This window comes from Kitasatospora purpeofusca, from assembly GCF_000718025.1.
Classification (GTDB): Bacteria; Actinomycetota; Actinomycetes; order Streptomycetales; family Streptomycetaceae; genus Kitasatospora; species Kitasatospora purpeofusca.
The window spans coordinates 55,154-81,048 of record NZ_JODS01000047.1; the positions used below are offsets into that span (position 1 = coordinate 55,154).

Sequence of the window (25,895 nt, forward strand, 5' to 3'; positions counted from 1 at the left end):
TTTTCAGCTCCCGTCCGGGTGGAGCATGAGGGCCGCGGTGCGGCACAGGATCTTGACGTCCTGCCAGAGGCTCCAGCTCTCGATGTAGCGGTTGTCGAAGCGGGCCCGGTCCTCGATCGAGGTGTCCCCGCGCAGGCCGTTGACCTGGGCGAGGCCGGTGAGGCCGACGGGGACGCGGTGGCGGTCCGCGTACTCGGGGTAGGCCTGGCTGAACCGCATGACGAAGTAGGGGCGTTCGGGGCGGGGACCGACGAGGCTCATGTCGCCGCGGAGCACGTTCCACAGCTGCGGGAGTTCGTCGAGGGAGCTGCGGCGCATCAGCCGGCCGACGGCGCCCATCCGGTGGTCCTGGGAGATGTTCCAGCGGGTCGCGGACTCGTGCTCGTTGCTGGGCCGCAGGGTGCGGAACTTGAGGACGGTGAAGACCCGGCCGTCGAGGCCGGTGCGCTGCTGGCGGAAGAGGACGCCGGGGCCGGTGTCGAAGCGGACGGCGAGCGCGCAGAGGGCGAGCACGGGGGCGAGCAGCAGCAGTCCGGTCGCGGCGGCGGTGACGTCCAGGGTCCGCTTGACGGCCCAGCCGGGGCGACGGGTGGCGGCGCGGCCGACCCGGACGCAGGGGTAGCCCCAGAGGTGGTCGGCGCCGGTGAGGCGTCCGGCGGCGAGGGAGCCGTACTCGCGCAGTGCGGGGACCAGCCAGACCTGGCAGCCGAGGCGGGCGGCGTCGCGCAGGGCGGCGGCGGTCTCGGCCTCGTCGGCGGCGCCGGCGGTGGCGACCACGTGGTGGACGCGGTGGCGGCGGACTTCGCGTTCGAGGACCTCGCGGCCGCCGAGCACGGGCAGGTCGGTGTCGCCGGCGAGCAGCGGCGGGTCGGGGTCGAGGAAGCCGATCGGTCGCATCCCGTACTCGCCGCGCTCGTTGAGGGCGGCGGCGACGCGGCGGCCGAGCCGGCCGGCGCCGAGCACCAGGACGGGGCTGGGCCGGCTGCGGCGGATGCGGCGCACCAGGTGGTAGAGCAGGGCGCGGCCGCAGACGGCGAGCAGCAGTTGGGTGCCGAGGAGGACGATCAGCCGGGCGGGGGTGGCGGGGCCGGTGTCGGGCCAGTGGCCTTCGAGGCAGCCGGCCAGGCTGATGGCGAAGGCGGAGGCGACGAGCGCCCGCGCGGTGAGGGCGGGCAGCTCGTCGAGGACGGAGAGGGTGAGGCGGGTGCGGTAGAGGCCGCCGGCCAGGTTGAGCAGGAGGAGCAGGGGCAGCAGGGCGGCGACGCCGAGCAGGGGTGCCACCCGGACGGCGGGGTCGAGGGCGCGGTTGGCGACCCCGGTGGCGGTGCAGAGGGCGAGGGCGTCGACGGCGACCAGGGTGACGGGCAGGGCGAGCCGGGCGCGGACCGGGCGGCGGTGCCGGCGGGACGGGGCGGCGCTGCGGGTCTGGGCGGCGCGCTCCGGGCGGTCGAGCAGCCCGGTGGCGGGCCGGGGCGGGCCTGACAGGGACCGCCCGGGCCTTGGCACGCTGTCGTGGTCAATGGTCATCAGCGCACGAACTCCCCTGCTGTGTGCCCGGGGTGACGGCGGCCCGGCACCGGTTGGCCCGGAGCGGCCGTCCCGGCCCGGTGGGCGCGGTCCTGACAGCACCTGCTGCCGCTGGCGGCTTTCGATTTCCTCGCAAATTTCCGGCGTGAAATCGAAACGAAGCAGGCAAAATCAGACGTTACCGAACGCTGGCTTGAATGCTGGAAGTTGACTTGCCGTTTCATTCCAGCCGCCCATTAATAGGTATTTCTGATTTCACCCCTCATCCACAACCGGTTGAGGGTGCGAATACGACGGCGCCGTATCGGCGGGTCATTCACGGCATGTGAAACGATCAGATCCGCTGCGGGACACGGGCGCGGCGTCGCCCGGCCGCCGGACCGGCCCCCAGCAGGTCGCGGTAGAGCGCGTCCACCTGTTCGACCACCGAGCGAACATCATGGCGAGCCGCGGCGTGCTCGCGCAGCCGCAGACCGCGCCGCTCGCACTCGATCGGATCGGACAGCGCCTCGGCCATCCGGGTGACGAGCGCGTCCACATCACCGGGCGGCACCACGGCGGACACGCGTTCGACCGGCGGCAGGCACTCGCGCGCGCCCGGCACATCGGTCAGCAGCACCGGACGCCCGGAGGCCATCGCCTCCAGCGGGGCCAGCGCCATGCCCTCCCAGCGCGAGGGCAGCACCACCAGATCGGCCGCCGCCAGCCACGGCCGGGGGTCCGCGACGTCCCCCACCAGCTTGACCCGGGACGGCTCGGCGCCCTCCCGGACCGTCGCGGCCAGCCGGGCCTCCTCCGGTCCGCCGCCGACCAGCGCCAGCCGGGCGGCCGGCACCAGGCGCCGCACCTCCGGCCAGGCGGCGAGCAGCACGTCCTGGCCCTTCTGGCGGCAGAGCCGGCCCACGCAGACCGCGAGCGGGGCGTCGAGCTCCAGGCCGAGCGCGATCCGGGCGGCCCGGCGGTCGGCGGGCGCGTAGTGGCGCACGTCCACGCCGTTGGGCACCACCGCCCAGTCGGCGTGCAGTCCGGCCGCGATGCCGTCGGTCCGCTCCTGGACCGAGACGCAGAGCAGCCGGTGCGCCCAGCGGGTCGCGTACCGCTCCCAGCGCAGGGTGGCGGCGGCCAGCGCGCCGTCCACGGCGGCGAAGGACCAGGCGTGCGGCTGGAAGACCGTGGGCACCGCGCCGCGCACGGCCAGCCGGCCGGCCAGCCCGGCCTTGGCGCTGTGCAGATGGAGCATGTCGGGCGCGGCGGCCCGGACGATCCGGCGCAGCCGCCAGGCCTCGGCCGCGGTGGCCGGGCCGGGCGAGCGGTCGGCCGGCCAGTCCTGGACCAGCGCGCCGACGGCGGCGGCCTCCTCGGCCAGCCGGCCGCCGCGCGGACAGGCGACCAGCACCCGGTGCCCGGCCTCGCGCTGGCCCCGGACCAGGTCGACCACGACGCGGGCCACTCCACCGTCGACGGGTTGGGAAATGTGAAGGATCGTCATATGCACGGCGGCGAGCCTAGGGTGGCCGCACCGTGCCGCGGGGGCCCCGTCACCCGGAGGTGGCGGGGCGTCCACCCGTACGGCGTGCCGCTCGCACGGGTGGACGAACTCCTCGAATCCCTGAACGAGTTGGCGGGGCGGGCGAGCCGGTCGGCCCGGGCCCGGCCGCGCCCCGGACGCTCCGGCTCAGCGCACCTCGGCGGCCAGGTTGGCGAGCACCTCGTCGTGGATCCGGTTCAGGCCCTTGGGCGCGAAGGTCCGCTCGAAGAAGCCGCCGATACCGGTCGCGCCCTGCCAGGTGGCCGTGACGGTGACCCTGGTCCGGCCCTCGCCCGCCGCCGCGACGGTCCAGGTGACCACCATGCTGGAGTTGGCGTCCTTCTCCACCAGCTGGTCCGGCCGCGGCGCCGAGACGGTGAGCAGGCAGTCGCGGACCCGCTTCTCGGTGGCCTGGAGCTTCCAGTGCACCTGGGTGCCCGCGCCGGTGCCGCCGACCCGGACCTCGTACTCGCTGTACTGCGCGGGCAGCAGCTTGGGGCGGATCACCTGGTAGTCGGCCAGGGCCTCGTACACCCGCTCGGGGGCCGCGTCGTAGACCCGCTCGGTGGTGGCCTGCACCTGTCCCATGGTCCTGCTCTCCTTCGTCGGTCGTCCGGCGCCGGGTTCCGTCCGGCCGGTGTCGCTCACCGGCCAGCAAATCACAGCGAACGGGGTGCGCCGGGCGGCGCCCTCCGGTCCGGGCGGACAACCCCCTAGAGTGGCGGGTGTGCTCGAACAGGTGACAGCAGTGCGCTACGTCGACCCGCTGCGGGCCGGCGGTTCCGTGCCCGGCGTGGTGGAGACCGACGACCTGGGCACCTATGTGGTGAAGTTCACCGGGGCCGCCCAGGGCCGGAAGGCGCTGGTGGCGGAGGTGATCGTCGGCGAGCTGGCCCGGCGGCTCGGTCTGCGGGTGCCGGAGCTGCGGCTGGTGGACTTCGACCCGGCGGTGGCCGAGGACGAGCCGGACAGCGAGATCCAGGACATCCTGCGGGCCAGCCGCGGCGTCAACCTCGGGATGGACCTGCTGCCCGGCGCCCGCGACTTCCGGCCCGGCATGATCGACGTCGGACCGGCCGAGGCCGGCCGGGTGGTGTGGCTGGACGCGCTCACCGGCAATGTCGACCGGACGGTGCACAACCCCAACCTCATGGTCTGGCACGGCCGGCTCTGGCTGATCGACAACGGCGCCGCGCTGATCTTCCACCACCGCTGGTCCGCGGCCGGGGCCTCGGTCGGCAAGCGGTACGACCTGAGCGCCCACGCCCTCGGCGGGTACCGCCCGGACGTGCGGCTGGCGGACGAGGAGCTCGGGCCGCTGGTCACCGCCGGGCTGCTGGAGCAGGTGGTGGCACTGGTGCCGGACGCCTGGCTGGCCGACGAGCCGGGGTTCGACTCGGTCGGGGCGCTGCGCCGGGCCTATGTGGAGCACCTGGCGGAGCGGGCGGCCCGTTCGGCGGAGTGGCTGCCGGAGGGGTTCTCGACCCCCGAGCAGCTGCTCGACGCGGAGCGGCGGCGGGCCGCGCGGACCAGGGCCGGGCGGCCGGCCTGGCTGCGGGAGGTGCCGGACCTGCACGGCAAGCCGTCGGTGGAGACGGTGTGGGAGCAGCACGTCGAGTGACCCGCCGGCCGGACGCGGCCGGGGTACGGAGAAGGGCACGCGAACGGGGGCGGGACTGGTGTCCCGCCCCCGTTCGGCGACTCAGGGGTTCAGCAGCCGGTCAGCCGTGGCTCAGCGCCACCACTGGACCGCCTTCTCGGCGTTGATGATGCCCGCGCCGTAGAAGCCGTTGTCGTCCGCGCCGCCCTCGCAGGTGGCGGTCCACTCACCGGCGCCGCCCGGGTTGTACGGGGCCGACGGGCAGGCGTGCGACTCGGCCTGGTTGGTGAGCAGCTCGGTCAGCTCCTCCGGGCTGGCCCACGGGAAGGTGCTGGCCAGCAGGGCGAGCACACCGGCGGCGTGCGGGGAGGCCATCGAGGTGCCCTGCATGTAGCCGTAGCCGCCACCGGGGATGGTGGACAGCGTGCGGCCGTTCTTGTCCGGGGTGTCCGGGATCTGGTAGCGGCGGTCGCCGCCGGGGGCGGCCACGGTGACCTTGTTCTTGCCGTAGCTGGAGTAGTACGACTTGTCGCCGTTGACACCCACGGAGGAGACCGCGACGACGCCGTCCAGCTCGGTCGGCAGGTTCAGGCAGTCCTGGGTGATCGGGCGCTCGACCGGGGTGGTGTCGTCCGGGCTGGCGACGTCCTTGGTCTTGTGGGCCAGGTCGATGTTCTCGTTGCCCGCGGCGGCGACGTTGAGGACGCCCTTGCGCTGCGAGAACTCGACGGCGCGGCGGACGGCGGTGGTGATCGCCTCCTGGTCCGCGTCGTTCTGGCAGTTGAACATCCACGGGTCGACGAAGTAGCTGTTGTTCGTGACCTTGAACTTGTGCTCGCCGGCCCAGACGAAGCCGCAGATGGCGTACTCGGGGTAGATGAAGCCGCCGTCGTCGACGACCTTCACCGCGGCGAGCTTGACGTTCGGGGCGATGCCCTCGATGCCCTTGCCGTTCTTGGCGGCGGCGATGGTGCCGGCCACGTGGGTGCCGTGGGCGCCGTCGACGCCCGGCTGCCACGCGTCCCAGGCGGTGTTCGGCTTGCCGCCGTCGATGCAGGAGACCGACTGCGAGGCGTCGATGTTGGCGGCGAGGTCCTCGTGCTTGCCGTCGATGCCGGAGTCCAGCACGCCGACGGTGACCTTGTTGCTGCCGAGGGACAGCTTGTGGGCCTTGTCGACGCCGATCTGGCGCATGTCCCACTGGTTGGCCCAGTAGGGCTCCTCGCCGGCGGCGGGGGCGGCGGTCGGGGCGGCGGCGACCTCGGCGACCTTGTCCTCGGAGGCGGTGATGCCCTTGGTGCGGCTGGCGCCGACCGACTCGACAGCCTTCGCCTTGCGCAGCTTGGCGGCGAACTGGGTGTCGGTCGAGCGGGCGATCACCACGCCGATCTGCTCGTAGGAGTAGACCACGGTGCCGCCGAGGGCCTTGACCGCGGTCTCGACCTTCTGCACCTGGCCGTGGTTGGCCTTGGTGTTGACGACGTAGCTGAGCAGCGGACCGGTGGTCGTCTCCGCCCCGGCGGCGAAGGCGCTGCCGGCCGGGAGCGCGAGGGCTCCGGCGGTGGCGAGCACAACGCCGACCGCCGCGATCCGGGTCCGGCTGATCCGAGGAACACTCATAGGGGTTGGCCCTCCCGAGTCGTCATGCTGCAGCTGCGGTTGGCAGATGCGCTTGGAATGATCGGGACGCTAGTGAACAAGTGTTGCAATCCGCAAGAGGTAGTCATCTAATCGTCACAAGTCATCCACCGACGGAAGGTATGACTCCGCTCCTGCTGGGCAAGGGTGGCGATCTGACGATCGGACGAGCACAGAGCTCACTGGCGGGTGATCCTAGTAACCCGGACCTGGGGGGCGACAGGCATTCGGAACGGCCGAAAGCGGCCAGTGGCGAGTGCTCGCCAGTGGCGGCGGGCCGACGCTCAGATCGCGTACAGTCGGCGGGCGTTGTCGGCCGCCACCAGCCGGGCCAGCCGCTCGGCGTCGGCCGCGGTGCAGGCGCCGTCGGCCCGCCAGCCGCCGAGCAGGGTGCCCAGGCCGTGGCGGAACTGCGCCGCGCCGACCAGGTGGAGCTCCGGCAGGCCGTAGCCGTCGGTGGAGAACAGCAGCTTGCCGAACGGCGCCAGCTCCAGCATCTCGCCGAGCACCGCCGCCGCCCGCGGGCCGACGTAGGAGGTCGTCAGTCCGAGGTCGGTGTACACCAGCGGGAAGGCCTGGGCCAGCCAGGCGGCCTGCCGGTGGTAGGGGTAGCCGTGCAGCAGCACCAGCGGGACGCCGGACGGCTCGGCGGCCCGGACGAAGTCGGCGAGCAGCGACGGGTCGGCCCGGTGCAGGGTGACGTCGGGATCGCCGAAGCCGGTGTGCAGCTGGAGCGGCAGCCGCAGCCCGGCGCAGACCTCCAGGGCGGTGTGCAGCAGCTCGTGCAGCAGGACCGGGTCGGTCAGCCGGCCGCCCCCGGCGCGCTGCCGGGCGGCGGCGGCCGCCGTCACCTCGGCCGGGGAGGGCCGCCGCGCGGGCACCGCGAGGCCGGCCCGGTAGGCCACCACCGACTTGAGCGCGACGGCGCCGGCGGCCGCGGCGGCCAGCGCCTCGCGCACCGCCCGCGCCCAGTCGCCGGGCGGTGCGTCGACGGCCTCGGCGACCGGCTCCAGCCGGACCACCTCGCGCACCCGGGCGCCGGACGCCCCGGCGAACCCGTCGAGCGGCAGCAGCGGGAAGCCGGCGGCGCCGGTCAGCCCGGTGTCCACCAGGCAGGTGTCCAGGCCGGCGGCGGCCAGCAGTCGGCGGGTGGCCTCCGGGGCGCCCAGCTCGCGCCGCCGGGCGAGGTACTCCTCGGCGGGCGCGTGCGCGGGCAGCCCGAGCGCGGGCGGGCACCAGCGGCGCACGGCGAGGCCGAGCGCGCTGTCGAAGGGCGAGGTACCGGGCGCGGGCGGGCGGTCGGACTCGGTGAGCAGCCCCGCCAGGGCCTCGTCGTCGAGCTCGGCCGTCACCACGCTGTGGCAGTGGTGGTCGACCAGCGCGGGGACGTCCAGGTGAGACACGCCCCTAGGGCCTCTCTTTCGGATCACGTCGGACGAGCGGGCGTCTCCCCCAGCCTTCGGCCGGGAGGTACCCCCATGCGTGCGTGCATCGGCGGTACGGAGGAGGGAGTCCATGCGGTGGGGGTACCTCCCGGCCGGAGGCTGGGGGCCATCGGCGACAGACGACAAGCCGGCGTGGGGGCACCTCCCGGCCGGAGGCTGGGGGCGTGCGTGCTCCGGCGGCGACCGCCCGGCGTGATCCGAAAGAGAGGCCCTAATACCGCCAGCGGGTGACGGCGGCCAGCCGCTCGGGAGAGGCGCCGGCGTACTGCTCGGCCTCGGCCTGGCGGACGGCCAGCACCGCTTCGAACAGCGGCTCGCCGAGCGCCTCCCGGAGCACGGCGGAGCCCCGGTAGGCGGCGAGCGCCTCGGCCGGGTCGGCCGGCAGCCGGGGGACGGTACCGGGCTCGGCCAGGGACGGGTCCCCGGTGGACTCCGGCGGCAGCGCGAGCCGCTGCTCCCGCCCGGCGAGGCCGGCGGCGATCACCGCGCCGACCGCCAGGTAGGGGTTGGCGGTGGCGTCGAAGCACTTGATCTCGGCGTTGGCGGCGGAGGACCGCTCGCCGGTGGAGCCGGTGACCAGGCGGAGCGCGGCCTCGCGGTTCTCCAGGCCCCAGCACTGGTAGGCCCCGGCCCAGTGCGAGGGGACGAGCCGCAGATAGCCGGCCGGGCTGGAGCAGCCGAGCACCAGCAGCTCGGGCAGCGCGCCGAGCACCCCGGCCAGGAAGCCCTCGGCCTCGGCGGTCAGCCCGTGCGGGCCGGGGCCGCCGTGCGCGAGGTTGCGCCCCTCGCGCCAGAGGCTGAGGTGGAGGTGGCCGCCGTTTCCGACCCCGCCGGCCTCGACCGCCGGGGCGAAGGAGACCCGCAGGCCGTGCCGGGCGGAGACGGCGCGGACGGTGTGCCGGACCAGCACCGAGGTGTCGGCGGCCTCGACCGGGCCCTCCGGGGCGACCGAGACCTCGAACTGCCCGGGCGCGTACTCGGGGTGGATCTGGAGCACGGTCAGGCCCTGCTCGCCGAGGGCACGCAGGACGTCGCGCAGGTAGTCCGAGAGGTCGGTGAGCCGCTGCATGCCGTAGGCCGGGCCGGCCGTCGGGTAGCGGGGCTCCTCCCCCTCCGGGCCGGCCAGCGCGACCACCCACTCGATCTCGATCCCGGCCTTGAGGGTCAGGCCCTGCTCGGCCGCGGCGGCCACCGCCCGGCGGGCGAAGAGCCGCTGGCACCCGGGGTGCGGGGCACCGCCCTGGGTGTAGCGGTCCCCCGGGGCCCAGGCCCAGCCGGGCTGGGCGGCGAGCGGGACGATCCGCTCCACGTCGGGGTAGAGCCGGAGGTCGCCGGTGGGGCCGCCGATCAGCCGGCTGGTGACGATCGAGTCGTCGGCGAGGAAGACGTCGAAGCAGGGGGCGGCGCCGACGCCCCACTGGGCCGCGTGCACCAGGCCGCCGAGCGGCACCGCCTTGACCCGGGCGATGCCGGCGTTGTCCACCCAGGTGACGGCGACCGCCTCGACCCCGGAGCCGCGCAGCCGGTCGACGGCGGCCTGCGCGCGCTCGCCGCGCTCGGCCCGGTCCGCCCGCGGCGGCAGCACGGCTCCGGCGCCGGCCTCGACATGCCCGGCCGGGCCGGGGGCGGGCCGGGCGGCGGACCCGGCGGCGGGCTCGGGTCGGTCCGTGGCAACGGTTCCAGTGGTCATGCCCCCATGGTCCCCAGCGCCGGCGGGCCGCGTAACTCCCCTATCGGGTGGTCCGAACGGACGTCCGTCCACATCCTCACCCGCACGGGTGATCGCCCGGCCGTGAGCAGCGGAACTCCCGGCCCCCACCCCCTTCCTACTCGCCGGTAGCTTCGCTACAGTGTCCGCACGCACCACTGCCGGGCTTCGGGAGCCGCACCGGCGGGGCGCCGTCCGCCGCGCCGGGAACCGCGGGGCCGACGGCGGACGACGGTGCGTTCGTTCACCGGCCGGTGCCGCGGATCGCGGCCGGAGCCGGATTTCTCTCCTCTGTGTTCAGAGCCGCTTCCTTCACCTGAGCGCCTGAGTACCACGGCACACCCGCAGCACCGCCGGAGCGGACCGGCGGCTGCGCGGTGGCCGCAACCGTCATCCCCCCGCACCGCGCGCGGACCCTCCTCCGGAAGGGCGCGCCCTTCCGGAGCGCGCGCGGGCCTTCCATGACAAGGAGTCAGGACAGATGGAGCGTCCCTTTCCCACGGTCGCCGTGGTCGGACTCGGCACGATGGGCACCGGTGTCGCCGTCGCGGTCGCCAGGAGCGGCCGCCGGGTGATCGGCATCGAGGCCGACGAGAAGTCCGCCGCCCGGGCCCTGGCCCGGATCGAGGAGTCCACCGCGCACGCGGTGGCCCGGGAGCGGCTCACCGCCGAGGAGCGGGCCGGGCTGCTCGCCCGGCTCACCGTCGGCCACGCGCTGGACGCGGCCGCCGGGGCGGACCTGGTGATCGAGGAGGTCCCCGAGCAACTGGAGCTGAAGCGGGAGGTCTTCGCCGAGCTGGACCGGATCTGCCCGGCCGGCACGGTGTTCGCCACCGGCACCACCGCGCTCTCGGTGACCCGGATCGCCGCCGCCACCGCCCGCCCGGACCGGGTGCTCGGGCTGCACTTCTTCAACCCGGTGCACACCATGAAGCTGGTCGAGGTGGTGCGCACCGTGCTCACCGCCCCGCAGGTCGCCGAGGACGCCGCGGCGCTCGCCCGGGACCTCGGCAAGGAGCCGGTGGCGGCCGGCGACCGGGCCGGCTTCGTGGTCAACGGCCTGCTCTTCGCGTACCTCAACCAGGCCGCCGCGATGTACGAGTCCAAGTACGCCACCCGGGAGGACATCGACGCCGCGATGCGGCTCGGCTGCGGCCTGCCGATGGGGCCGCTGGCACTGCTCGACCTGATCGGCGTGGACACCGCGCGGACCGTCCTGGAGGCGATGTACGAGCAGTCCAGGGACCGGCTGCACGCGCCCGCGCCGATCCTCGGCCAGCTGGTCGCGGCCGGGCTGCTGGGCCGCAAGACCGGCCGGGGCTTCTACACCTACGAGGCGCCCGGCTCGTCCAGGGCCGTCGACACCACCGCCGGCGCGGCCCGTCCGGGCGTGCCCGGACGGGAGGTGCGCAGCATCGGCGTCTGCGGCTCGGGCACCATGGCCACCGGCATCGTCGAGGTGTTCGCCAAGGCCGGGTACCCCGTGCTGCTGGCCGCCCGCAGCCTGGAGAAGGCCGAGCGGGCCAAGGCGCAGCTGGCGAAGTCGCTGGAGCGCTCGGTGGCGAAGGGCCGGCTGACCGAGGAGCAGCGGGACGCCGCCCTGGGCCTGGTGACGCCGGTCGGGCAGTACGGCGAGCTGGCGGACGTGGACCTGGTGGTCGAGGCGGTGGCCGAGGACCTCGGGGTGAAGCGCGAGCTGTTCACCGCGCTGGACGCGATCGTGAAGCCGGGCGCGGTGCTGGCCACCACCACCTCCTCGCTGCCGGTGGTCGCCTGCGCCTCGGCCACCCGGCGGCCGCAGGACGTGGTCGGCATGCACTTCTTCAACCCGGCGCCGGCGATGCGGCTGGTCGAGGTGGTCTCCACGGTGCTGACCGCGCCGGACGTCACCGCGACCGTGCTGGAGCTGTGCGCGAAGGTCCGCAAGCACCCGGTGGAGTGCGGGGACCGGGCCGGCTTCATCGTGAACGCGCTGCTCTTCCCCTATCTCAACGACGCGGTGCGGATGCTCCAGGAGCACTACGCGACGGTGGACGACATCGACACCGCGATGAAGCTCGGCTGCGGCTACCCGATGGGGCCGTTCGAGCTGCTGGACGTGGTCGGCCTGGACGTCTCGCTGACCATCGAGCAGGTGCTGCACCAGGAGTTCCGCGAGCCGGGTCTGGCCGCGGCGCCGCTGCTGGAGCACCTGGTGGCGGCGGGCTGCCTGGGCCGCAAGACCGGCCGCGGCTTCCGCGACCACGCGCGCCGATGACCACGCCGCCGTCCTACGGGGGAGCACCCGACCGGCCGCCGTTCCGGGCGGAGCGGGCCGGCTGGGGGGCGGGCTCGGTGTCCGCCCACTGGCCGAGACCGGCGGTCGGCGGGCCGGTCGCCCCGGTACGCCGCGCAAGGCCCCCTGCTCCGGCGCCGGGGACGTGTAGCGTTCCGGGCATGGATCGGGTTCAGTCAGTCTCCCCGCAGCAATCCGCCCCGCAGCAGTCCGCGCCGGCGCGTGACGGCCGGTCGGCCGGGACCGGCGCGGAGGGGGGCCAGGGCAGCCGCCGGGCGGCCGCCCAGCGCCAGCAGATGCGCCAGGACCTGGCCACCGCCGCGATGGAGCTGTTCGCCTCGCAGGGCTACGAGGAGACCACGGTCGACCAGATCGCCGCGGCCGCCGGGGTGGCCCGGCGGACCTTCTTCCGGTACTTCCGGTCCAAGGAGGAGGCGATCTTCCCGGACCACGACGACACCCTGGTGCGGGTCGCCGATCTGCTGGCCAGCGCCGAGCCGGAGGAGCACCCGCTGGACGTGGTCTGCCGGGGCATCAAGGAGGTGCTGCGGATGTACGCCTCCACGCCCGGGGTCTCGGTGGCCCGGTACCAGCTGATCCGCCAGGTGCCGACGCTGCGGGAGCGGGAGATCGCCGTGGTGGCCCGCTACGAGCGGCTGTTCACCCGCTACCTGCTGGGCCGGTTCGACACCGCCGGGGAGATCCCCGCGGGCTGGCAGCACGGCGGCGAGGACGACTCGATGCTGGCCGAGGTGTCGGCGGCGGCGGTGGTCGCGGCCCACAACCACGTACTGCGGCGCTGGCTGCGGGCGGGCGGCCGGGGCGACGTGGAGGCCCAGCTGGACCACTCCTTCGAGGTGATCCGGCAGACCTTCTGGGGCTCCAGCGCACCGGGGGCACGCCGGCGCGGTGCCGTGGTGGCACCGGGTGCCAGTGGGGCGGAGGCGGAGACCTCGGCCGCGCGCGCACTGAGTGCCAGCTCCGGAGGTGAGGTGCTCATCACAGTCACCCGGACGGACGCCCCGCTGGAGCTGGTGGTGGATGCCGTGCGGGCCGCCCTGGAGGGCGTCAAGCAGGCCTGACAGTAAGCGTTTTCGCAGGTCATAGAGGGTTCGAGGGCCCGTGCCGGAGTGTCGGCACGGGCCCTTTCCATGCCCTCCGCAGGCCCTCGGAAGGCACCTCCGGACCACTCGAATTGGTGGCACCGCGTGTCTTTACGAGTGGCACAGGGTGCCACTACCTTGTTACCCACCAGTCGCGGCGCCGCGGCTCCCCACCTCGGCGCGCCGTCGAACCGGCGCCCCCAGACCCCGGGGGCGACCCACCGCAGTACCCCGGCCCACCAGCCACCGGCCCGACAGCCACCCCGGCCCAACGGCCACCTCGGCCCACCAGCCACCCCGGCCCACCAGCCACCCACACCCACCACCCCGTTCAGCGAAGCCGGTGTCCGCTCCCGGCTCCCCCAGACGCCCTGTGCCCTCACACAGGTACGCCTTCGGAGGCAGCCATGAAGGAAATCCTCGACGCGATCCTCAGCTCCGACAGCACCTCGGCGGACTTCGCCCATGTGAAGCTGCCGGAGTCCTACCGGGCGGTGACGCTCCACAAGGACGAGGAGCAGATGTTCGCGGGCCTCGCCAGCCGCGACAAGGACCCCCGCAAGTCCCTCCACCTCGACGACGTCCCGCTGCCCGAGCTGGGCCCGGGCGAGGCGCTGGTCGCCGTGATGGCGAGCGCGGTGAACTACAACACCGTGTGGAGCTCGATCTTCGAGCCGGTCTCCACCTTCGGCTTCCTGGAGCGCTACGGCCGGCTCTCCCCGCTCACCAAGCGCCACGACCTGCCGTACCACGTGCTCGGCTCCGACCTGGCGGGCGTGGTGCTGCGCACCGGCGCCGGGGTCAACGCCTGGAAGCCGGGCGACGAGGTGGTCGCCCACTGCCTGTCCGTCGAGCTGGAGTCCTCGGACGGCCACAACGACACGATGATGGACCCGGAGCAGCGGATCTGGGGCTTCGAGACCAACTTCGGCGGCCTGGCCCAGCTGGCCCTGGTGAAGACCAACCAGCTGATGCCCAAGCCCGCCCACCTGACCTGGGAGGAGGCCGCCTCCCCGGGCCTGGTCAACTCCACCGCCTACCGCCAGCTGGTCTCGCAGAACGGCGCGGGCATGAAGCAGGGCGACAACGTGCTGATCTGGGGCGCCAGCGGCGGCCTCGGCTCGTACGCCACCCAGTACGCGCTGGCCGGCGGCGCCACCCCGATCTGCGTGGTCTCCAGCCCGGAGAAGGCCGACATCTGCCGGGCGATGGGCGCCGAGGCGATCATCGACCGCTCCGCCGAGGGCTACAGGTTCTGGAAGGACGAGCAGAACCAGGACCCGCGCGAGTGGAAGCGCTTCGGCGGGCGGATCCGTGAGCTGACCGGCGGCGAGGACGTCGACATCGTCTTCGAGCACCCCGGCCGGGAGACCTTCGGCGCCAGCGTCTACGTCACCCGCAAGGGCGGCACCATCGTCACCTGCGCCTCCACCTCCGGCTACATGCACCAGTACGACAACCGCTACCTGTGGATGTCGCTCAAGAAGATCGTCGGCTCGCACTTCGCCAACTACCGCGAGGCCTGGGAGGCCAACCGCCTGGTGGCCAAGGGCAAGATCCACCCCACCGTCTCCAAGGTCTACACGCTGGAGCAGACCGGGCAGGCCTCGCTCGACGTCCACCAGAACCGCCACCAGGGCAAGGTCGGCGTGCTCTGCCTCGCCCCCGAGGAGGGCCTGGGCGTGCGCGACGCCGAGCTGCGCGCCAAGCACCTGCCCGCGATCAACCGCTTCCGCGACATCTAAGGCGACCCGATGACCGACCAGAAGCGCGACCGGCCCTGGCTGATGCGCACCTACGCCGGGCACTCGACGGCCGAGGACTCCAACGCGCTGTACCGGCGGAACCTCGCCAAGGGGCAGACCGGCCTCTCGGTGGCGTTCGACCTGCCGACCCAGACCGGCTACGACTCCGACCACATCCTCGCCCGCGGCGAGGTCGGCCGGGTCGGGGTGCCGGTGGGCCACGTCGGCGACATGCGCACCCTGTTCGACGGCATCCCGCTCGAGCAGACCAACACCTCCATGACGATCAACGCCACCGCGATGTGGCTGCTGGCGCTCTACCAGGTGGTCGCCGAGGAGCAGGGCGCGGACATCGCCAAGCTCACCGGCACCACCCAGAACGACATCGTCAAGGAGTACCTGTCGCGCGGGACGCACGTCTTCCCGCCCGGCCCCTCGGTGCGCCTGATCACCGACATGATCGCCTACACGGTCGGGAACATCCCGAAGTGGAACCCGATCAACATCTGCAGCTACCACCTCCAGGAGGCCGGGGCCACCCCGGTCCAGGAGATCGCCTACGCGATGTGCACCGCGATCGAGGTGCTGGACGCCGTCCGCGAGTCCGGCCAGGTGCCGGCCGAGCGGATGGGCGAGGTGGTCGCCCGGATCTCCTTCTTCGTCAACGCCGGGGTGCGGTTCGTCGAGGAGATGTGCAAGATGCGGGCCTTCGGCCGGCTCTGGGAGAAGGTCACCCGGGAGCGCTACGGCATCGAGGACCCCAAGCAGCGCCGGTTCCGCTACGGCGTGCAGGTCAACTCGCTCGGCCTGACCGAGGCCCAGCCGGAGAACAACGTCCAGCGGATCGTGCTGGAGATGCTGGCCGTCACGCTCTCCAAGGACGCCCGCGCCCGCGCCGTCCAGCTGCCCGCCTGGAACGAGGCGCTCGGCCTGCCCCGGCCGTGGGACCAGCAGTGGTCGCTGCGGATCCAGCAGGTGCTCGCCTTCGAGTCCGACCTGCTGGAGTACGGGGACATCTTCAACGGCTCCGAGGTGATCGAGGCCAAGACCGCCGAGCTGCTGGCCGGCGCCGAGGCCGAGATCGCCAAGGTGCTGGAGATGGGCGGGGTCATCCCGGCCGTCGAGTCCGGCTACCTGAAGTCCAACCTGGTCGCCTCGCACGCCGCCCGCCGGGCCCGGATCGAGTCCGGCGAGGACAGGATCATCGGGGTCAACTGCTTCGACACCACCGAGGAGAGCCCGCTCACGGCCGACCTCGACACCGCGATCATGGTCGTCGACCCGGCCTCCGAGCAGTCCGTGCTGACCGCGCTGGAGGCCTGGCGCGGTCAGCGCGACGAGGCCGCCGCGCTGCGCGCCCTGGAGGAGCTCAAGACCGTCGCCGGCACCACCGCGAACCTCGTGCCGGCCACCCTGGCCTGCGCCCGGGCCGGCGTCACCACCGGCGAGTGGGCCTTCGCCCTGCGCGAGGTGTTCGGCGAGTACCGCGCGCCCACCGGCGTCGGCGGCGCCCCGGTCGCGGTCCCGGCCGAGCCCGGCGGCGAGCTGGCCGCCGTCCGCGAGGCCGTCGCCGCGACCGCCGCCGAGCTCGGCGCCGGCAAGCTGCGGCTGCTGGTCGGCAAGCCCGGCCTGGACGGGCACTCCAACGGGGCCGAGCAGATCGCCGTCCGGGCCCGCGACGCCGGGTTCGAGGTGGTCTACCAGGGCATCCGGCTCACCCCCGAGCAGATCGTCTCGGCCGCCGTCGCCGAGGACGTCCACTGCGTGGGCCTGTCGATCCTCTCCGGCGCCCACTCCGAGCTGGTGCCGGACGTGCTGCACCGACTGCGCCGGGCCGGGGTGGAGGATGTCCCGGTGATCGTGGGTGGCATCATCCCGGCAGCGGACGGCGAGGCCCTCAAGGCCGCCGGCGTCGCCGCCGTGTTCACCCCGAAGGACTTCGGCATCACGACCATCATCGGCCGGATCGTGGACGAGATCCGGCTGGCCAACAGGCTCCAGCCCTGGACGCCCGCCCCCGCCACGACCACCGGCTGACCCGGAAGGAACACCCTCTTGTCCCAGAACCGCCTCCGCCCGCGCCGCTCCTGCCTCGCCGTGCCGGGCTCCAACCCGCGCTTCCTGGAGAAGGCCCAGGGCCTCCAGGCCGACCAGGTCTTCCTCGACCTGGAGGACGCCTGCGCCCCCCTGGTCAAGGAGAGCGCCCGCCACACCGTCGTCGACGCCCTGAACAACGGCGACTGGACCGGCAAGACCCGGGTCGTGCGGGTCAACGACTGGACCACCCACTGGACCTACCGCGACGTGATCACCGTGGTCGAGGGCGCCGGCCCGAACCTCGACTGCATCATGCTGCCGAAGGTCCAGGACGCCGAGCAGGTGAAGGCGCTCGACCTGCTGCTCACCCAGATCGAGAAGACCATGGGCTTCGAGGTCGGCCGGATCGGCATCGAGGCGCAGATCGAGAACGCCAAGGGCCTCATCAACGTCGACACCATCGCCCAGGCCTCGCCCCGGCTGGAGACCATCATCTTCGGCCCGGCCGACTTCATGGCCTCGATCAACATGAAGTCCCTGGTGGTCGGCGAGCAGCCGCCCGGCTACTCGGCCGACGCCTACCACTACATCCTGATGCGCATCCTGATGGCCGCCCGCGCCAACGACCTCCAGGCGATCGACGGCCCCTACCTCCAGATCCGCAACCAGGAGGGCTACCGCGAGGTGGCCGGCCGCGCCGCCGCGCTGGGCTTCGACGGCAAGTGGGTGCTGCACCCGGACCAGATCGGCGCCGCCAACGAGATCTTCTCGCCCTCCCAGGAGGACTACGACCACGCCGAGCTGATCCTCGACGCCTACGACTGGTGCACCTCCGAGGCCGGCGGCTTCAAGGGCTCGGCGATGCTCGGCGACGAGATGATCGACGAGGCCAGCCGCAAGATGGCGCTGGTCGTCTCCGGCAAGGGCCGCGCGGCCGGCATGAAGCGCACTTCCTCGTTCGAGCCCCCGCAGGCCTGAGACCGGTCAGGAGTCATCGACCATGCAGTTCGGACGCACCTACGAGGAGTTCGAGGTCGGCGCCGTCTACCGGCACTGGCCCGGCAAGACGGTCACCGAGTACGACGACCACCTCTTCTGCCTGCTCACCATGAACCACCACCCGCTCCACATGGACACCAACTACGCGGAGCGGACCACCGACTTCGGCAAGAACGTGGTGGTGGGCAACTACATCTACTCGCTGCTGCTCGGCATGTCCGTCCCGGACGTCTCCGGCAAGGCGATCGCCAACCTGGAGATCGAGTCGCTGCGGCACATCGCGCCGACCTTCCACGGCGACACGATCTACGGCGAGACCACCGTGCTCGACAAGTGGCCGTCCAAGTCCAAGGACGACCGCGGCATCGTGTACGTCGAGACCAAGGGCTACAAGCAGGACGGCACGGTCGTCTGCATCTTCCGCCGCAAGGTGATGGTGCCGACCGCGACGTACATCGAGGCGCGCGGCGGCGAGCAGCCCGCCCGGCCGACGCCGCTCGCCTGAGGACCCGTTCCCGCAGTCCCACCCCCCAGGACCCCGGACGGGCCGGCCGCCGTCATCGGCCGTGCCCCGCACCGGTTCACGGGGGCTCCGCGGAGCCACGCCCGCGGAGCCCCCGTCCACTCCCCCCACCCTCGTTTTTCCAGGCATGACAGGAGCCGCACGATGGGACGCCTCGCACAGACCGACGGCCTCACCGAGATCCAGCGGGACATCCTCGCCACCGTGCGCGAGTTCGTCGACAAGGAGATCATCCCGGTCGCGACCGAGCTGGAGCACAAGGACGAGTACCCGACGGAGATCGTCGAGGGCATGAAGCAGCTCGGCCTCTTCGGCCTGACCATCCCCGAGGAGTACGGCGGCCTCGGCGAGTCGCTGCTGACCTACGCCCTGGTGGTCGAGGAGATCGCCCGCGGCTGGATGTCCGTCTCCGGCATCGTCAACACCCACTTCATCGTCGCCCACATGATCAACGCGCACGGCACCCAGGAGCAGAAGGACCACTTCCTGCCCCGGATGGCGGCCGGCGAGATCCGCGGCGCCTTCTCGATGTCCGAGCCCGGGCTCGGCTCCGACGTCGCCGCGATCAGCACCAAGGGCGTCAAGGACGGGGAGTTCTACGTCCTCAACGGCCAGAAGATGTGGCTGACCAACGGCGGCACCTCCAGCCTGGTCGCGGTCCTGTGCAGGACCGACGAGGGCGGCTCCACGCCGTACAAGAACATGACCACCTTCCTGATCGAGAAGACGCCGGGCTTCGGCGCCAACCCGACCGTCCCCGGCCTCACCGTGCCCGGGAAGATCGAGAAGATGGGCTACAAGGGCGTCGACACCACCGAGCTGGTACTCCAGGACGTCCGGATCCCGGCCGACCGGATCCTCGGCGGCGTCCCCGGCCGCGGCTTCTACCAGATGATGGACGGCGTCGAGGTCGGCCGCGTCAACGTGGCCGCGCGCGGCTGCGGCGTCGCCCGCCGCGCCTTCGAGCTGGGCATCTCCTACGCCCAGCAGCGCTCCACCTTCGGCAAGAAGATCGCCGAGCACCAGGCGATCCAGTTCAAGCTCGCGGAGATGGCCACCAAGGTCGAGGCCGCGCACCAGATGATGGTCATGGCCGCCCGCAAGAAGGACAGCGGCGAGCGCAACGACCTCGAGGCGGGCATGGCGAAGTACCTCGCCTCCGAGTACTGCAAGGAGGTCGTCGAGGACGCCTTCCGCATCCACGGCGGCTACGGCTTCTCCAAGGAGTACGAGATCGAGCGGCTCTACCGGGAGGCCCCGATGCTGCTGATCGGTGAAGGTACTGCGGAGATCCAGAAGATGATCATCGGGCGCCGGCTGCTCGAGGAGTACCGCATCGCGGGCTGACCGGCCCGCTGCGGGGCTCGCGGCCGGCCCGCGAGACCGCCGGACGACGGGCGTGCGGGCCCGTCCCGGCACCGCGCCGTGTCCCGCCCCGGAGGCCTGGTCCGCCCCGGGACGACACGGCCGTTCCGGAGCGGCCGCAGGGCGTACAGCTGCTGTCACGCGCCCCGCGGCCGCTCCGGCATACCGTTCCGCGCCCTCGACGGGCAGCTCCGCAGGGCCGACCGGGCAGGGTTGAGACAAGAGTCACCAGCTTCGCCGGGTCCCTTGGGAACCGGACCGGGGCGAGCTACGGTCGTATACAAGGGGGCGCACCGGCGCCTCCCGCAGGTCACATGAACGAGCAGGCGGGTTGCCCACCCACCGTGTGCTCCCGATAGCATCCACCGGGACAGCAGACGTCCCTCTATTACCCGATCCCGCGGTGGCCCCCGTCCAGCGGCCATGATCCCCCGCGACAAAGGTCTTCGATGCCCATCAGCCCGTCCCCTCACACCTCCGTCACGGACCGCGATGCCCTCGCCGCCACGACGGCCGGTCGGCGACCCCGCGTGACCATCGCGCGCGGAGCCACCCCCTGGTTCGTCCCCACCCTCGCCACGGCCGCCGTGACCACCGCGCTCACCCGGCGCAGTGGCAAGTGGGCCCTCGCGGCGGTACCCGCCTGTGCGCTCGGCGCCGGCATGCTGTGGTTCTTCCGCGACCCCGAGCGTGAGATCGGCACGGGCAGAGTGATCTCCCCCGCCGACGGCGTGGTCCAGAGCATCGACGCGTGGCCGGACGGCCGGACCCGCGTGGCGATCTTCATGAGCCCGCTCAACGTCCACGTCAACCGGGCGCCCCTGCCCGGCACGGTGACCTCCGTCGAGCACGTGCCCGGTGGCTTCGTGCCCGCGTTCAACAAGGACAGCGACCAGAACGAGCGGGTCGTCTGGCACTTCGACACCGAGCTCGGCGACATCGAGATGGTCCAGATCGCGGGCGCCGTGGCGCGCCGCATCGTGCCGTACGTCGACGCCGGTACCAAGGTCGAGCAGGGCGAGCGGATCGGTCTGATCCGGTTCGGGTCCCGGGTCGACACCTACCTGCCGGCCGGCGTCGAGGTCGGCGTCGAGGTCGGCCAGAAGACCACCGCCGGGGTGACGCGCCTTGACCGTGACTGATCCTGAGACGATCGTCGGCCTGGACGACGAGGAGACGGCCCTGCGCCGTCGTCGCTGGGCCCGCGACCGCGAACTGCGGGCGCCGCGCTCGCCGCAGCACCTGTCCACCGCCGACTTCCTCACCCTGGGGAACGCCGTCTGCGGCTTCCTGGCGATCTACTCGATCACCACCGGGGTGCTCGTCCCGCACATCACCAACCCGGACGCCGCGCCGGACAAGCACAGCGCCGCCACCGCGGTGACGCTGCTGCTGATCGGCTCGATGTGCGACCTGTTCGACGGCCTGGTGGCGCGCAAGCTGCGCTCCTCGGCGCTCGGCGCAGAACTCGACAACCTGGCCGACCTGATCAGCTTCGGCATCGCGCCGGCCTACTTCGTCGCGGTCTGGGGCATGGTCTCGCCCGGCTCCAACAGTCGGCTGTCGGCGCTGATCGCGCTGACCGTGCTGCTCGCGGTGGTACTGCGGCTCGCCCGCTTCTCCACCGTGAAGATGCGGCCGGGGGTGTTCCAGGGCATGCCCTGCCCGATGGGCGCGATGACGGTGATCGCCATCGTGCTGCTCGACCCGCCGTTCCTGCCCGGTCTGCTGGCGATCTTCGCCGTCGCGTACCTCATGGTCAGCCGGATCGAGTACCCGAAGCCGCAGGGGCTGCTGGCCACCGCCACGCTGTGCTGGATCGTGGTCTCGATCGGCTGCCTGGCGGCCTGGGCGACCGGTCTGCCGGGAGGCGACAACCTGCTGCACATCGGCGCGTTCGCGCAGATCGCGCTCGCCGCGATGGCGCCGCTGCTGGTGATCCGCCGCAAGGTCGGCCAGAAGGTCGGCGACGTGCGGGCCCGCCGCGCGGAGTCGCGGATCGGCTGACGACCGCCGCAGGACGAACGGAAGGGCCCGGCTCCCCGAGGGGAGCCGGGCCCTTCCGCATGTCCGGGTGCGTGTCCGGGCTCGTGTCCGGGTGCCGGGTGAGGCTCAGGCGCCGCCGCGGTGGACGCTGAACGCCGAGCGGCGGGCCGCCCGGGCCACCGCCGGGTCCGGGTGGACGCCGGAGACGGCCGTCAGCACCGAGGCCGCCCGGGGGTGCCCGGACTGCCGGGCCCGGGCGAACAGCCGCACCGGGTCGCCGGCCGAGGCGCCCTCGACGTGGCCCACCAGAAGTTCCGTTTCCCCGTGGTCCAGCACGGCCGCGGCGGTGTCCACCCAGAGCCAGGCGGCGTCCTCCGCGCCCAGCACATCGGCCGGGGAGACCCCCTCGTCCGAGCGCTCGGCCAGCCACAGCAGCGCGTACGGGCGCAGCACCGCCTCGTCGACGGCGGCCCGCACGGCCTGCTCGGCGGTGGATCCGGCCACCCGCAGCGCCTCGAAGGCCAGGCCGCGCACCAGGGCGTCCTCGCCCTGCGCGGCCTCCAGCAGCTCGGCCACCGCCCGGTCGGCGGGGCGGGCGGCCAGCCAGGCCCGGTACTCGGCGCGGGCCGGGCCGGGCGAGTAGTCGGCGCAGGCGCTCAGCAGTTCCATCGCGCTCTGCTCGATGTGGCCGGCGGCGGTCTGCGCGACGGTGCAGATCTCCTCCAGCTTGGCCCGCACCGCCCAGTGCCCGAGCGGGGAGAGCTCGGCCGCGTTGTCCTCGCGGACCAGCGCGCCGACGGCGGCGAGGCCGTCCAGCATCCAGTCCAGGACGGCGGCGACGTCGGCGGGCGAGGCCGGGGTGTCGATCTGCGGCTCGCGGCAGGTGCCGCGGACGGCGGAGACGGCGGAAGCCGCGTGCGGGACGGGCGAGAGGCCGAAGGCGCCCTCGCCGCCGCCGACCCGGCGCTCGTCCAGTCCGCGCCGGAGCAGTTCCAGCAGCTCGATGTCGGCGACCGGGCCGTCCACCAGGTGCAGGAAGGAGAGCAGTTGGGGTGCCTGGTCGACGGCCTGTCCGGCGAGGACGGCGAACACGCCGCGCAGGGCGGCGGGCGGCACCGGGGCGAGCAGGGTCCAGGCGTCGAACAGGGTCGACCAGCCGCGGATCACCGCCTCGTCGTCGTGCTCCCAGGCGTGCAGGCGCCAGCCGGGGACGGCGCCGCCGTCGCGGGGCTCGACCAGGCCGACCAGCAGGGCCTGGCCCCAGGCCTTGGCGGCGGCGCCCACCGTCATGGCGAGGGCGCGGCCGGCCGCGCGGGCGTCGTCCGGGAGCAGTTCGCCGCGCTTGTCGACCTCGTCGAGGTCGCCGGCCCAGCGGGCGATCCGGACGGCGTCGACCAGCATCCGGCGGGCCAGCGGGGCCAGCTCGGCGGGTGCGGGGAAGCCCTCCGGTACGGGGACCCGGCCTCGGCCGGGGGCGGGGGCGGGGCCTCGTCGGCGGGGTACGCCCTGGCTCCCCGGCCTCGCGCCGGCGGGGCGGTGGGCCGTTCCGGGGAGACGGGTCACCGTCGCACCGGAACCGTTGGTCGGCGGGAGCGGGGCATCACGGTCGCGCGGATTCCGAGACGTCACGTCGAGCAGTCTTCCCCTTGTACCGGCCTTCTGTCACATCCGGTTGTCCGCGCGGGGCGGGGCGGGGGTCCGGGGGGATCGACAAGATCGGGCAACAGAGGCCAAACCGACTGGCTTGATCTTTGTGGCGGGTGCATGCCAGGTCGGACGGGTGGAAGGGGCCGGTGGTCCGGGCGGGACCCCGGGCGGCCCGCGCGCCGACCGCCGTCCGTCGGCCGCTCACCCGGTCCTCCCGGCTCCCCGGCCCCGCGTGGCGCGGCGGGGAGCACGCGGCGGGGCCGGAGCCGGGGTCGGGGAGCGGCGGCTCAGCAGAAGGGGGTGAGCCAGCGGCGCAGGGTCTCGGAGTAGCGGTCCGGGTCGGTGTTCCACAGCGCGGCGTGGTCGCCGCCGGGGAAGGCCTGGAGGTTCACCAGCGACGGACGGCTCGCGGCCAGCCGCTCGGCGGCCCGGAACGGCGCCACCGGATCGTCGGGGCCGTGCAGCACCAGGGTGGGCACCCGGAGGTCGGTGCCCTCGGCGAGGCGGGCGAAGTCGGCCAGATCCACGCCGGTGCGGCCCTGGGCGGCCAGCGCGCCGAGTTCGGCGGCCGCGCCCCGGTACCCGGCCCTGACCGCGTCCCGGCGGGCGGTGGCCGGCCAGTCCAGCACCGGGGAGTCCAGGACCAGGCTGCTGACCGAGGAGGCGAAGTCGGAGCGGGCGGCGGCCTGCAGGGCGATCGTGGCGCCCAGCGACCAGCCGTAGAGGACGACCCGGCCCGCGCCGCCGTCCAGGGCCAGCCGGATCGCCGCCTCGACGTCCCGCCACTCCGTCTCGCCGAAGTGGCCCAGGCCGTCCGGGGAGGCCGGCGCGCCCGCGTCGCCGCGGTAGGTGACCGCCAGCGCGGGCAGGCCGAGCCGGCCCAGGACGGGGAGGACGGGCAGGACCTGGCTGCGGTCGGCGTCCGGGCCGTGCACCAGGATCACCCAGGTGCCGCGCTTGCCGTCGAGCCACCAGGCGGGCAGCGCGCCCAGCTCGCCCTCGACGGCGGTCTCGCCGAAGGTCAGACCGAGCGCCGAGGCCGGGTCGCCGAGGTACACCCGGGGGGTGAAGCGGACCTCGGTACCGGGGGCGAGGGTGCCCCGGTCGGCCCGGACCAGGCGGCGGGTGACGCCCCGTTCGTCGCGGTGCAGCACCTCCTCGACGACGGCGTGCCCGTCCTGGCCCCACTCGACGGCCCAGCGCCCGGGGCGCTCGCTCGCCGCGCTCCGGGTGAAGGTGATCCGCCCGGCGCCCAGGCTCTGCACCACGACCGGGCCGGTCCGCTCCCGGGCGGCCCCGGCCGGGCGGACCATCCGCTCCGAGGCCCGGCGGCCGATCACCAGGACGGCCGCCCCGGTGCCGACCGCGGCGGCCGCCACGGTGGCCGCGATTCCCCAACGCATACTCGCTCCCCGCTGCTCGGTTCTGGGCCGACCGGTGTCCGGACCCACGTCACAGCCCAGTCCACTGGCCGGGACCCGGCCGGGCCAGCAGGACACGGCCGTACGGGTTGCCACGCGAGCAAGGTCACACCGGGATCGTCAGAACGAGAGTGCCAGAACGAACGGGGGATCACACGGGTATCGCGGGCTCCCGTCGGGCGAGCAGCTCCCAGAAGCGCTCGGCCGGCGGGACCACCGCCGCGGACGGCGCGGCCGCCCCATCGGCGGGCCCCCAGCCGCCGGACCCCCAGTGGGCGGGCACCTGCCGCTCGTCCTGGAGCACGGGCAGCACGGCGTCGAGGTCCGCCCGGTCCACCGGCACGATCCGGACGATCGCGCCGACCTGCGCCTGCCAGCGGCCGTCGACGCAGCGCCGCAGCCGCCGGTCCAGCTCCTCCCGGCGGCCGGTGGCCGCGACCAGCTCCCGCAGGGTCAGGCCCAGCACGTGCGCGAGCGCGGCCGTCGGCTCGGCGTCGCCGTCCCACTGGCCGGTGGCCTCGGCGCGCCGGTAGTCATCCGTCGGGACGCCGATCCGGCGGGCCGCGCCGTCCGGGCTCAGCTCGCGGGCGAGCCGGAAGTCCCGCAGGCTCGCCGGGCGCACGCCCATCAGCTGCTCGGGCGGGCACCACAGCGCCCGGGCCAGGGCGAGGAACTCCTCCTCGCCGGGGGGCGGCCCGCCGTTCTCCCAGCCGAGGACGTGGGCGGGGAGCAGCCGGACGCCGTGCGCGGCCATGCCCTCGGCGACCTGCTCGGGGGTCAGGCCGAGGGCGGCGCGGTGGGCGCGGACGGCGGCGGGCGAGAACGGCACCGGGGGCGGCGGGGCGGGCGGGACGGACCGGGCCGGACGTGCGAAGAGGTGGGGGCGCTGGGGTCGCATGGGTCCCGACGGTAGGCGTGGCGCCGGGTGCTGCCCCAGCCGACGAACGCACGAAGCGGGGCGGGCGCGCCGCCCGGCGGGAGTGGAGGATCGCACAGCGGGGCGCGGTCCGGCGGCGGGCGTCCTCGGAGGTAGCGACGGGGAACGGGGGGCGCCGGGACAGCTGTCATCAGGGCGTCGGCGTGTGACCAACCCCTCCGCGACCTCGGTTGACTCCCCCTTCGGGCCCGTGATGGGATCCTTCAGCCATTACGGAGGCAAGCAGAGGAAGCCGGTGCGAGTCCGGCGCGGTCCCGCCACTGTCACCGGGGAGCACGACCGGAGTTCAGCCACGGAGGGCCGTTCGCGGCCGCCGGAAGGCCCGGGAGCGCGTTCGACCCGGGAGCCAGGAGACTCTCACCCCCGGTACGTCGATCCAGGGCGCGGACCCTGAGTGAGGACACGCACGCG

At 73.7% G+C, this 25,895-nt stretch carries 19 protein-coding genes and 1 riboswitch; of the genes, 10 read left to right on the forward strand and 9 right to left on the reverse strand.

Annotated features, from left to right (window positions below; translation table 11 throughout):
* Positions 1 to 3: 3 nt before the first annotated feature.
* The 3 genes from IF01_RS0138450 to IF01_RS0138460 all read right to left on the reverse strand — a co-directional run bounded on the left by IF01_RS0138450 (position 4) and on the right by IF01_RS0138460 (position 3,643).
* On the reverse strand, positions 4 to 1,527 hold the full coding sequence (locus tag IF01_RS0138450; protein WP_030398289.1) for an exopolysaccharide biosynthesis polyprenyl glycosylphosphotransferase: 1,524 nt from the start codon (positions 1,525 to 1,527) through the stop codon (positions 4 to 6).
* A gap of 334 nt (positions 1,528 to 1,861) precedes the next feature.
* The gene (locus IF01_RS0138455) at positions 1,862 to 3,016 is read right to left on the reverse strand and encodes a glycosyltransferase (RefSeq protein WP_030398290.1); all 1,155 of its coding nucleotides are present in this window, start codon (positions 3,014 to 3,016) and stop codon (positions 1,862 to 1,864) included.
* A gap of 186 nt (positions 3,017 to 3,202) precedes the next feature.
* The gene (locus IF01_RS0138460; protein ID WP_030398291.1) at positions 3,203 to 3,643 is read right to left on the reverse strand and encodes an SRPBCC family protein; all 441 of its coding nucleotides are present in this window, start codon (positions 3,641 to 3,643) and stop codon (positions 3,203 to 3,205) included.
* Between the two features lie 139 nt (positions 3,644 to 3,782).
* Between IF01_RS0138460 and IF01_RS0138465 the strand changes: the two genes are divergently transcribed.
* A complete protein-coding gene (locus tag IF01_RS0138465; protein ID WP_030398292.1) occupies positions 3,783 to 4,676 on the forward strand; it encodes a HipA family kinase in 894 nt (297 codons plus the stop codon).
* A gap of 111 nt (positions 4,677 to 4,787) precedes the next feature.
* Here the strand turns inward: IF01_RS0138465 and IF01_RS0138470 are convergent, their stop codons facing one another.
* The 3 genes from IF01_RS0138470 to IF01_RS0138480 all read right to left on the reverse strand — a co-directional run bounded on the left by IF01_RS0138470 (position 4,788) and on the right by IF01_RS0138480 (position 9,428).
* Positions 4,788 to 6,275, reverse strand: coding sequence for a S8 family peptidase (locus tag IF01_RS0138470; protein WP_030398293.1), 1,488 nt, complete (start codon positions 6,273 to 6,275; stop codon positions 4,788 to 4,790).
* Positions 6,276 to 6,577: 302 nt separating this feature from the next.
* The gene (locus IF01_RS0138475; protein ID WP_341845526.1) at positions 6,578 to 7,696 is read right to left on the reverse strand and encodes an amidohydrolase family protein; all 1,119 of its coding nucleotides are present in this window, start codon (positions 7,694 to 7,696) and stop codon (positions 6,578 to 6,580) included.
* A gap of 253 nt (positions 7,697 to 7,949) precedes the next feature.
* Positions 7,950 to 9,428, reverse strand: coding sequence for a type I glutamate--ammonia ligase (locus IF01_RS0138480; RefSeq protein ID WP_078880699.1), 1,479 nt, complete (start codon positions 9,426 to 9,428; stop codon positions 7,950 to 7,952).
* 499 nt (positions 9,429 to 9,927) lie between these two features.
* Between IF01_RS0138480 and IF01_RS0138485 the strand changes: the two genes are divergently transcribed.
* The 9 genes from IF01_RS0138485 to IF01_RS0138525 all read left to right on the forward strand — a co-directional run bounded on the left by IF01_RS0138485 (position 9,928) and on the right by IF01_RS0138525 (position 21,500).
* Positions 9,928 to 11,703: a 3-hydroxyacyl-CoA dehydrogenase family protein gene (locus tag IF01_RS0138485; protein ID WP_030398296.1), complete on the forward strand. Its 1,776-nt coding sequence runs from the start codon at positions 9,928 to 9,930 to the stop codon at positions 11,701 to 11,703.
* Between the two features lie 179 nt (positions 11,704 to 11,882).
* Complete coding sequence (locus IF01_RS0138490; RefSeq protein ID WP_030398297.1) at positions 11,883 to 12,803, forward strand: TetR family transcriptional regulator; 921 nt, start codon at positions 11,883 to 11,885, stop codon at positions 12,801 to 12,803.
* Between the two features lie 428 nt (positions 12,804 to 13,231).
* On the forward strand, positions 13,232 to 14,569 hold the full coding sequence (gene ccrA / locus IF01_RS0138495) for a crotonyl-CoA carboxylase/reductase (RefSeq protein WP_030398298.1): 1,338 nt from the start codon (positions 13,232 to 13,234) through the stop codon (positions 14,567 to 14,569).
* Between the two features lie 9 nt (positions 14,570 to 14,578).
* Entirely contained in the window at positions 14,579 to 16,606 is a 2,028-nt protein-coding gene (locus IF01_RS0138500; RefSeq protein ID WP_030398299.1) for an ethylmalonyl-CoA mutase, read from the forward strand.
* An 18-nt stretch (positions 16,607 to 16,624) separates the two neighbouring features.
* Entirely contained in the window at positions 16,625 to 17,584 is a 960-nt protein-coding gene (locus tag IF01_RS0138505) for an HpcH/HpaI aldolase/citrate lyase family protein (protein ID WP_030398300.1), read from the forward strand.
* Positions 17,585 to 17,606: 22 nt separating this feature from the next.
* The gene (locus IF01_RS0138510; RefSeq protein WP_030398301.1) at positions 17,607 to 18,110 is read left to right on the forward strand and encodes a MaoC family dehydratase; all 504 of its coding nucleotides are present in this window, start codon (positions 17,607 to 17,609) and stop codon (positions 18,108 to 18,110) included.
* 162 nt (positions 18,111 to 18,272) lie between these two features.
* Complete coding sequence (locus IF01_RS0138515; protein WP_030398302.1) at positions 18,273 to 19,475, forward strand: acyl-CoA dehydrogenase family protein; 1,203 nt, start codon at positions 18,273 to 18,275, stop codon at positions 19,473 to 19,475.
* A 467-nt stretch (positions 19,476 to 19,942) separates the two neighbouring features.
* The gene (locus tag IF01_RS0138520; RefSeq protein ID WP_030398303.1) at positions 19,943 to 20,635 is read left to right on the forward strand and encodes a phosphatidylserine decarboxylase; all 693 of its coding nucleotides are present in this window, start codon (positions 19,943 to 19,945) and stop codon (positions 20,633 to 20,635) included.
* Positions 20,622 to 21,500: a CDP-alcohol phosphatidyltransferase family protein gene (locus IF01_RS0138525; RefSeq protein ID WP_030398304.1), complete on the forward strand. Its 879-nt coding sequence runs from the start codon at positions 20,622 to 20,624 to the stop codon at positions 21,498 to 21,500. Before IF01_RS0138520 ends, IF01_RS0138525 begins: the two co-directional genes overlap by 14 nt.
* 105 nt (positions 21,501 to 21,605) lie before the next feature.
* Here the strand turns inward: IF01_RS0138525 and IF01_RS0138530 are convergent, their stop codons facing one another.
* The 3 genes from IF01_RS0138530 to IF01_RS0138540 form a co-directional block, all read right to left on the reverse strand.
* Positions 21,606 to 23,042, reverse strand: a complete 1,437-nt coding sequence (locus IF01_RS0138530) for an amino acid adenylation domain-containing protein (RefSeq protein WP_233290555.1) — start codon at positions 23,040 to 23,042, stop codon at positions 21,606 to 21,608.
* Positions 23,043 to 23,413: 371 nt separating this feature from the next.
* Positions 23,414 to 24,529 (reverse strand): alpha/beta hydrolase family protein, encoded by a 1,116-nt coding sequence (locus IF01_RS0138535; RefSeq protein WP_030398306.1) that lies wholly within the window; start codon positions 24,527 to 24,529, stop codon positions 23,414 to 23,416.
* A gap of 169 nt (positions 24,530 to 24,698) precedes the next feature.
* Positions 24,699 to 25,445 carry a helix-turn-helix domain-containing protein gene (locus IF01_RS0138540; protein WP_051757053.1) on the reverse strand — a complete coding sequence of 249 codons (747 nt, stop codon included), beginning with the start codon at positions 25,443 to 25,445 and terminating at the stop codon, positions 24,699 to 24,701.
* A 216-nt stretch (positions 25,446 to 25,661) separates the two neighbouring features.
* Positions 25,662 to 25,860, forward strand: a riboswitch (cobalamin riboswitch).
* Positions 25,861 to 25,895: the final 35 nt, after the last annotated feature.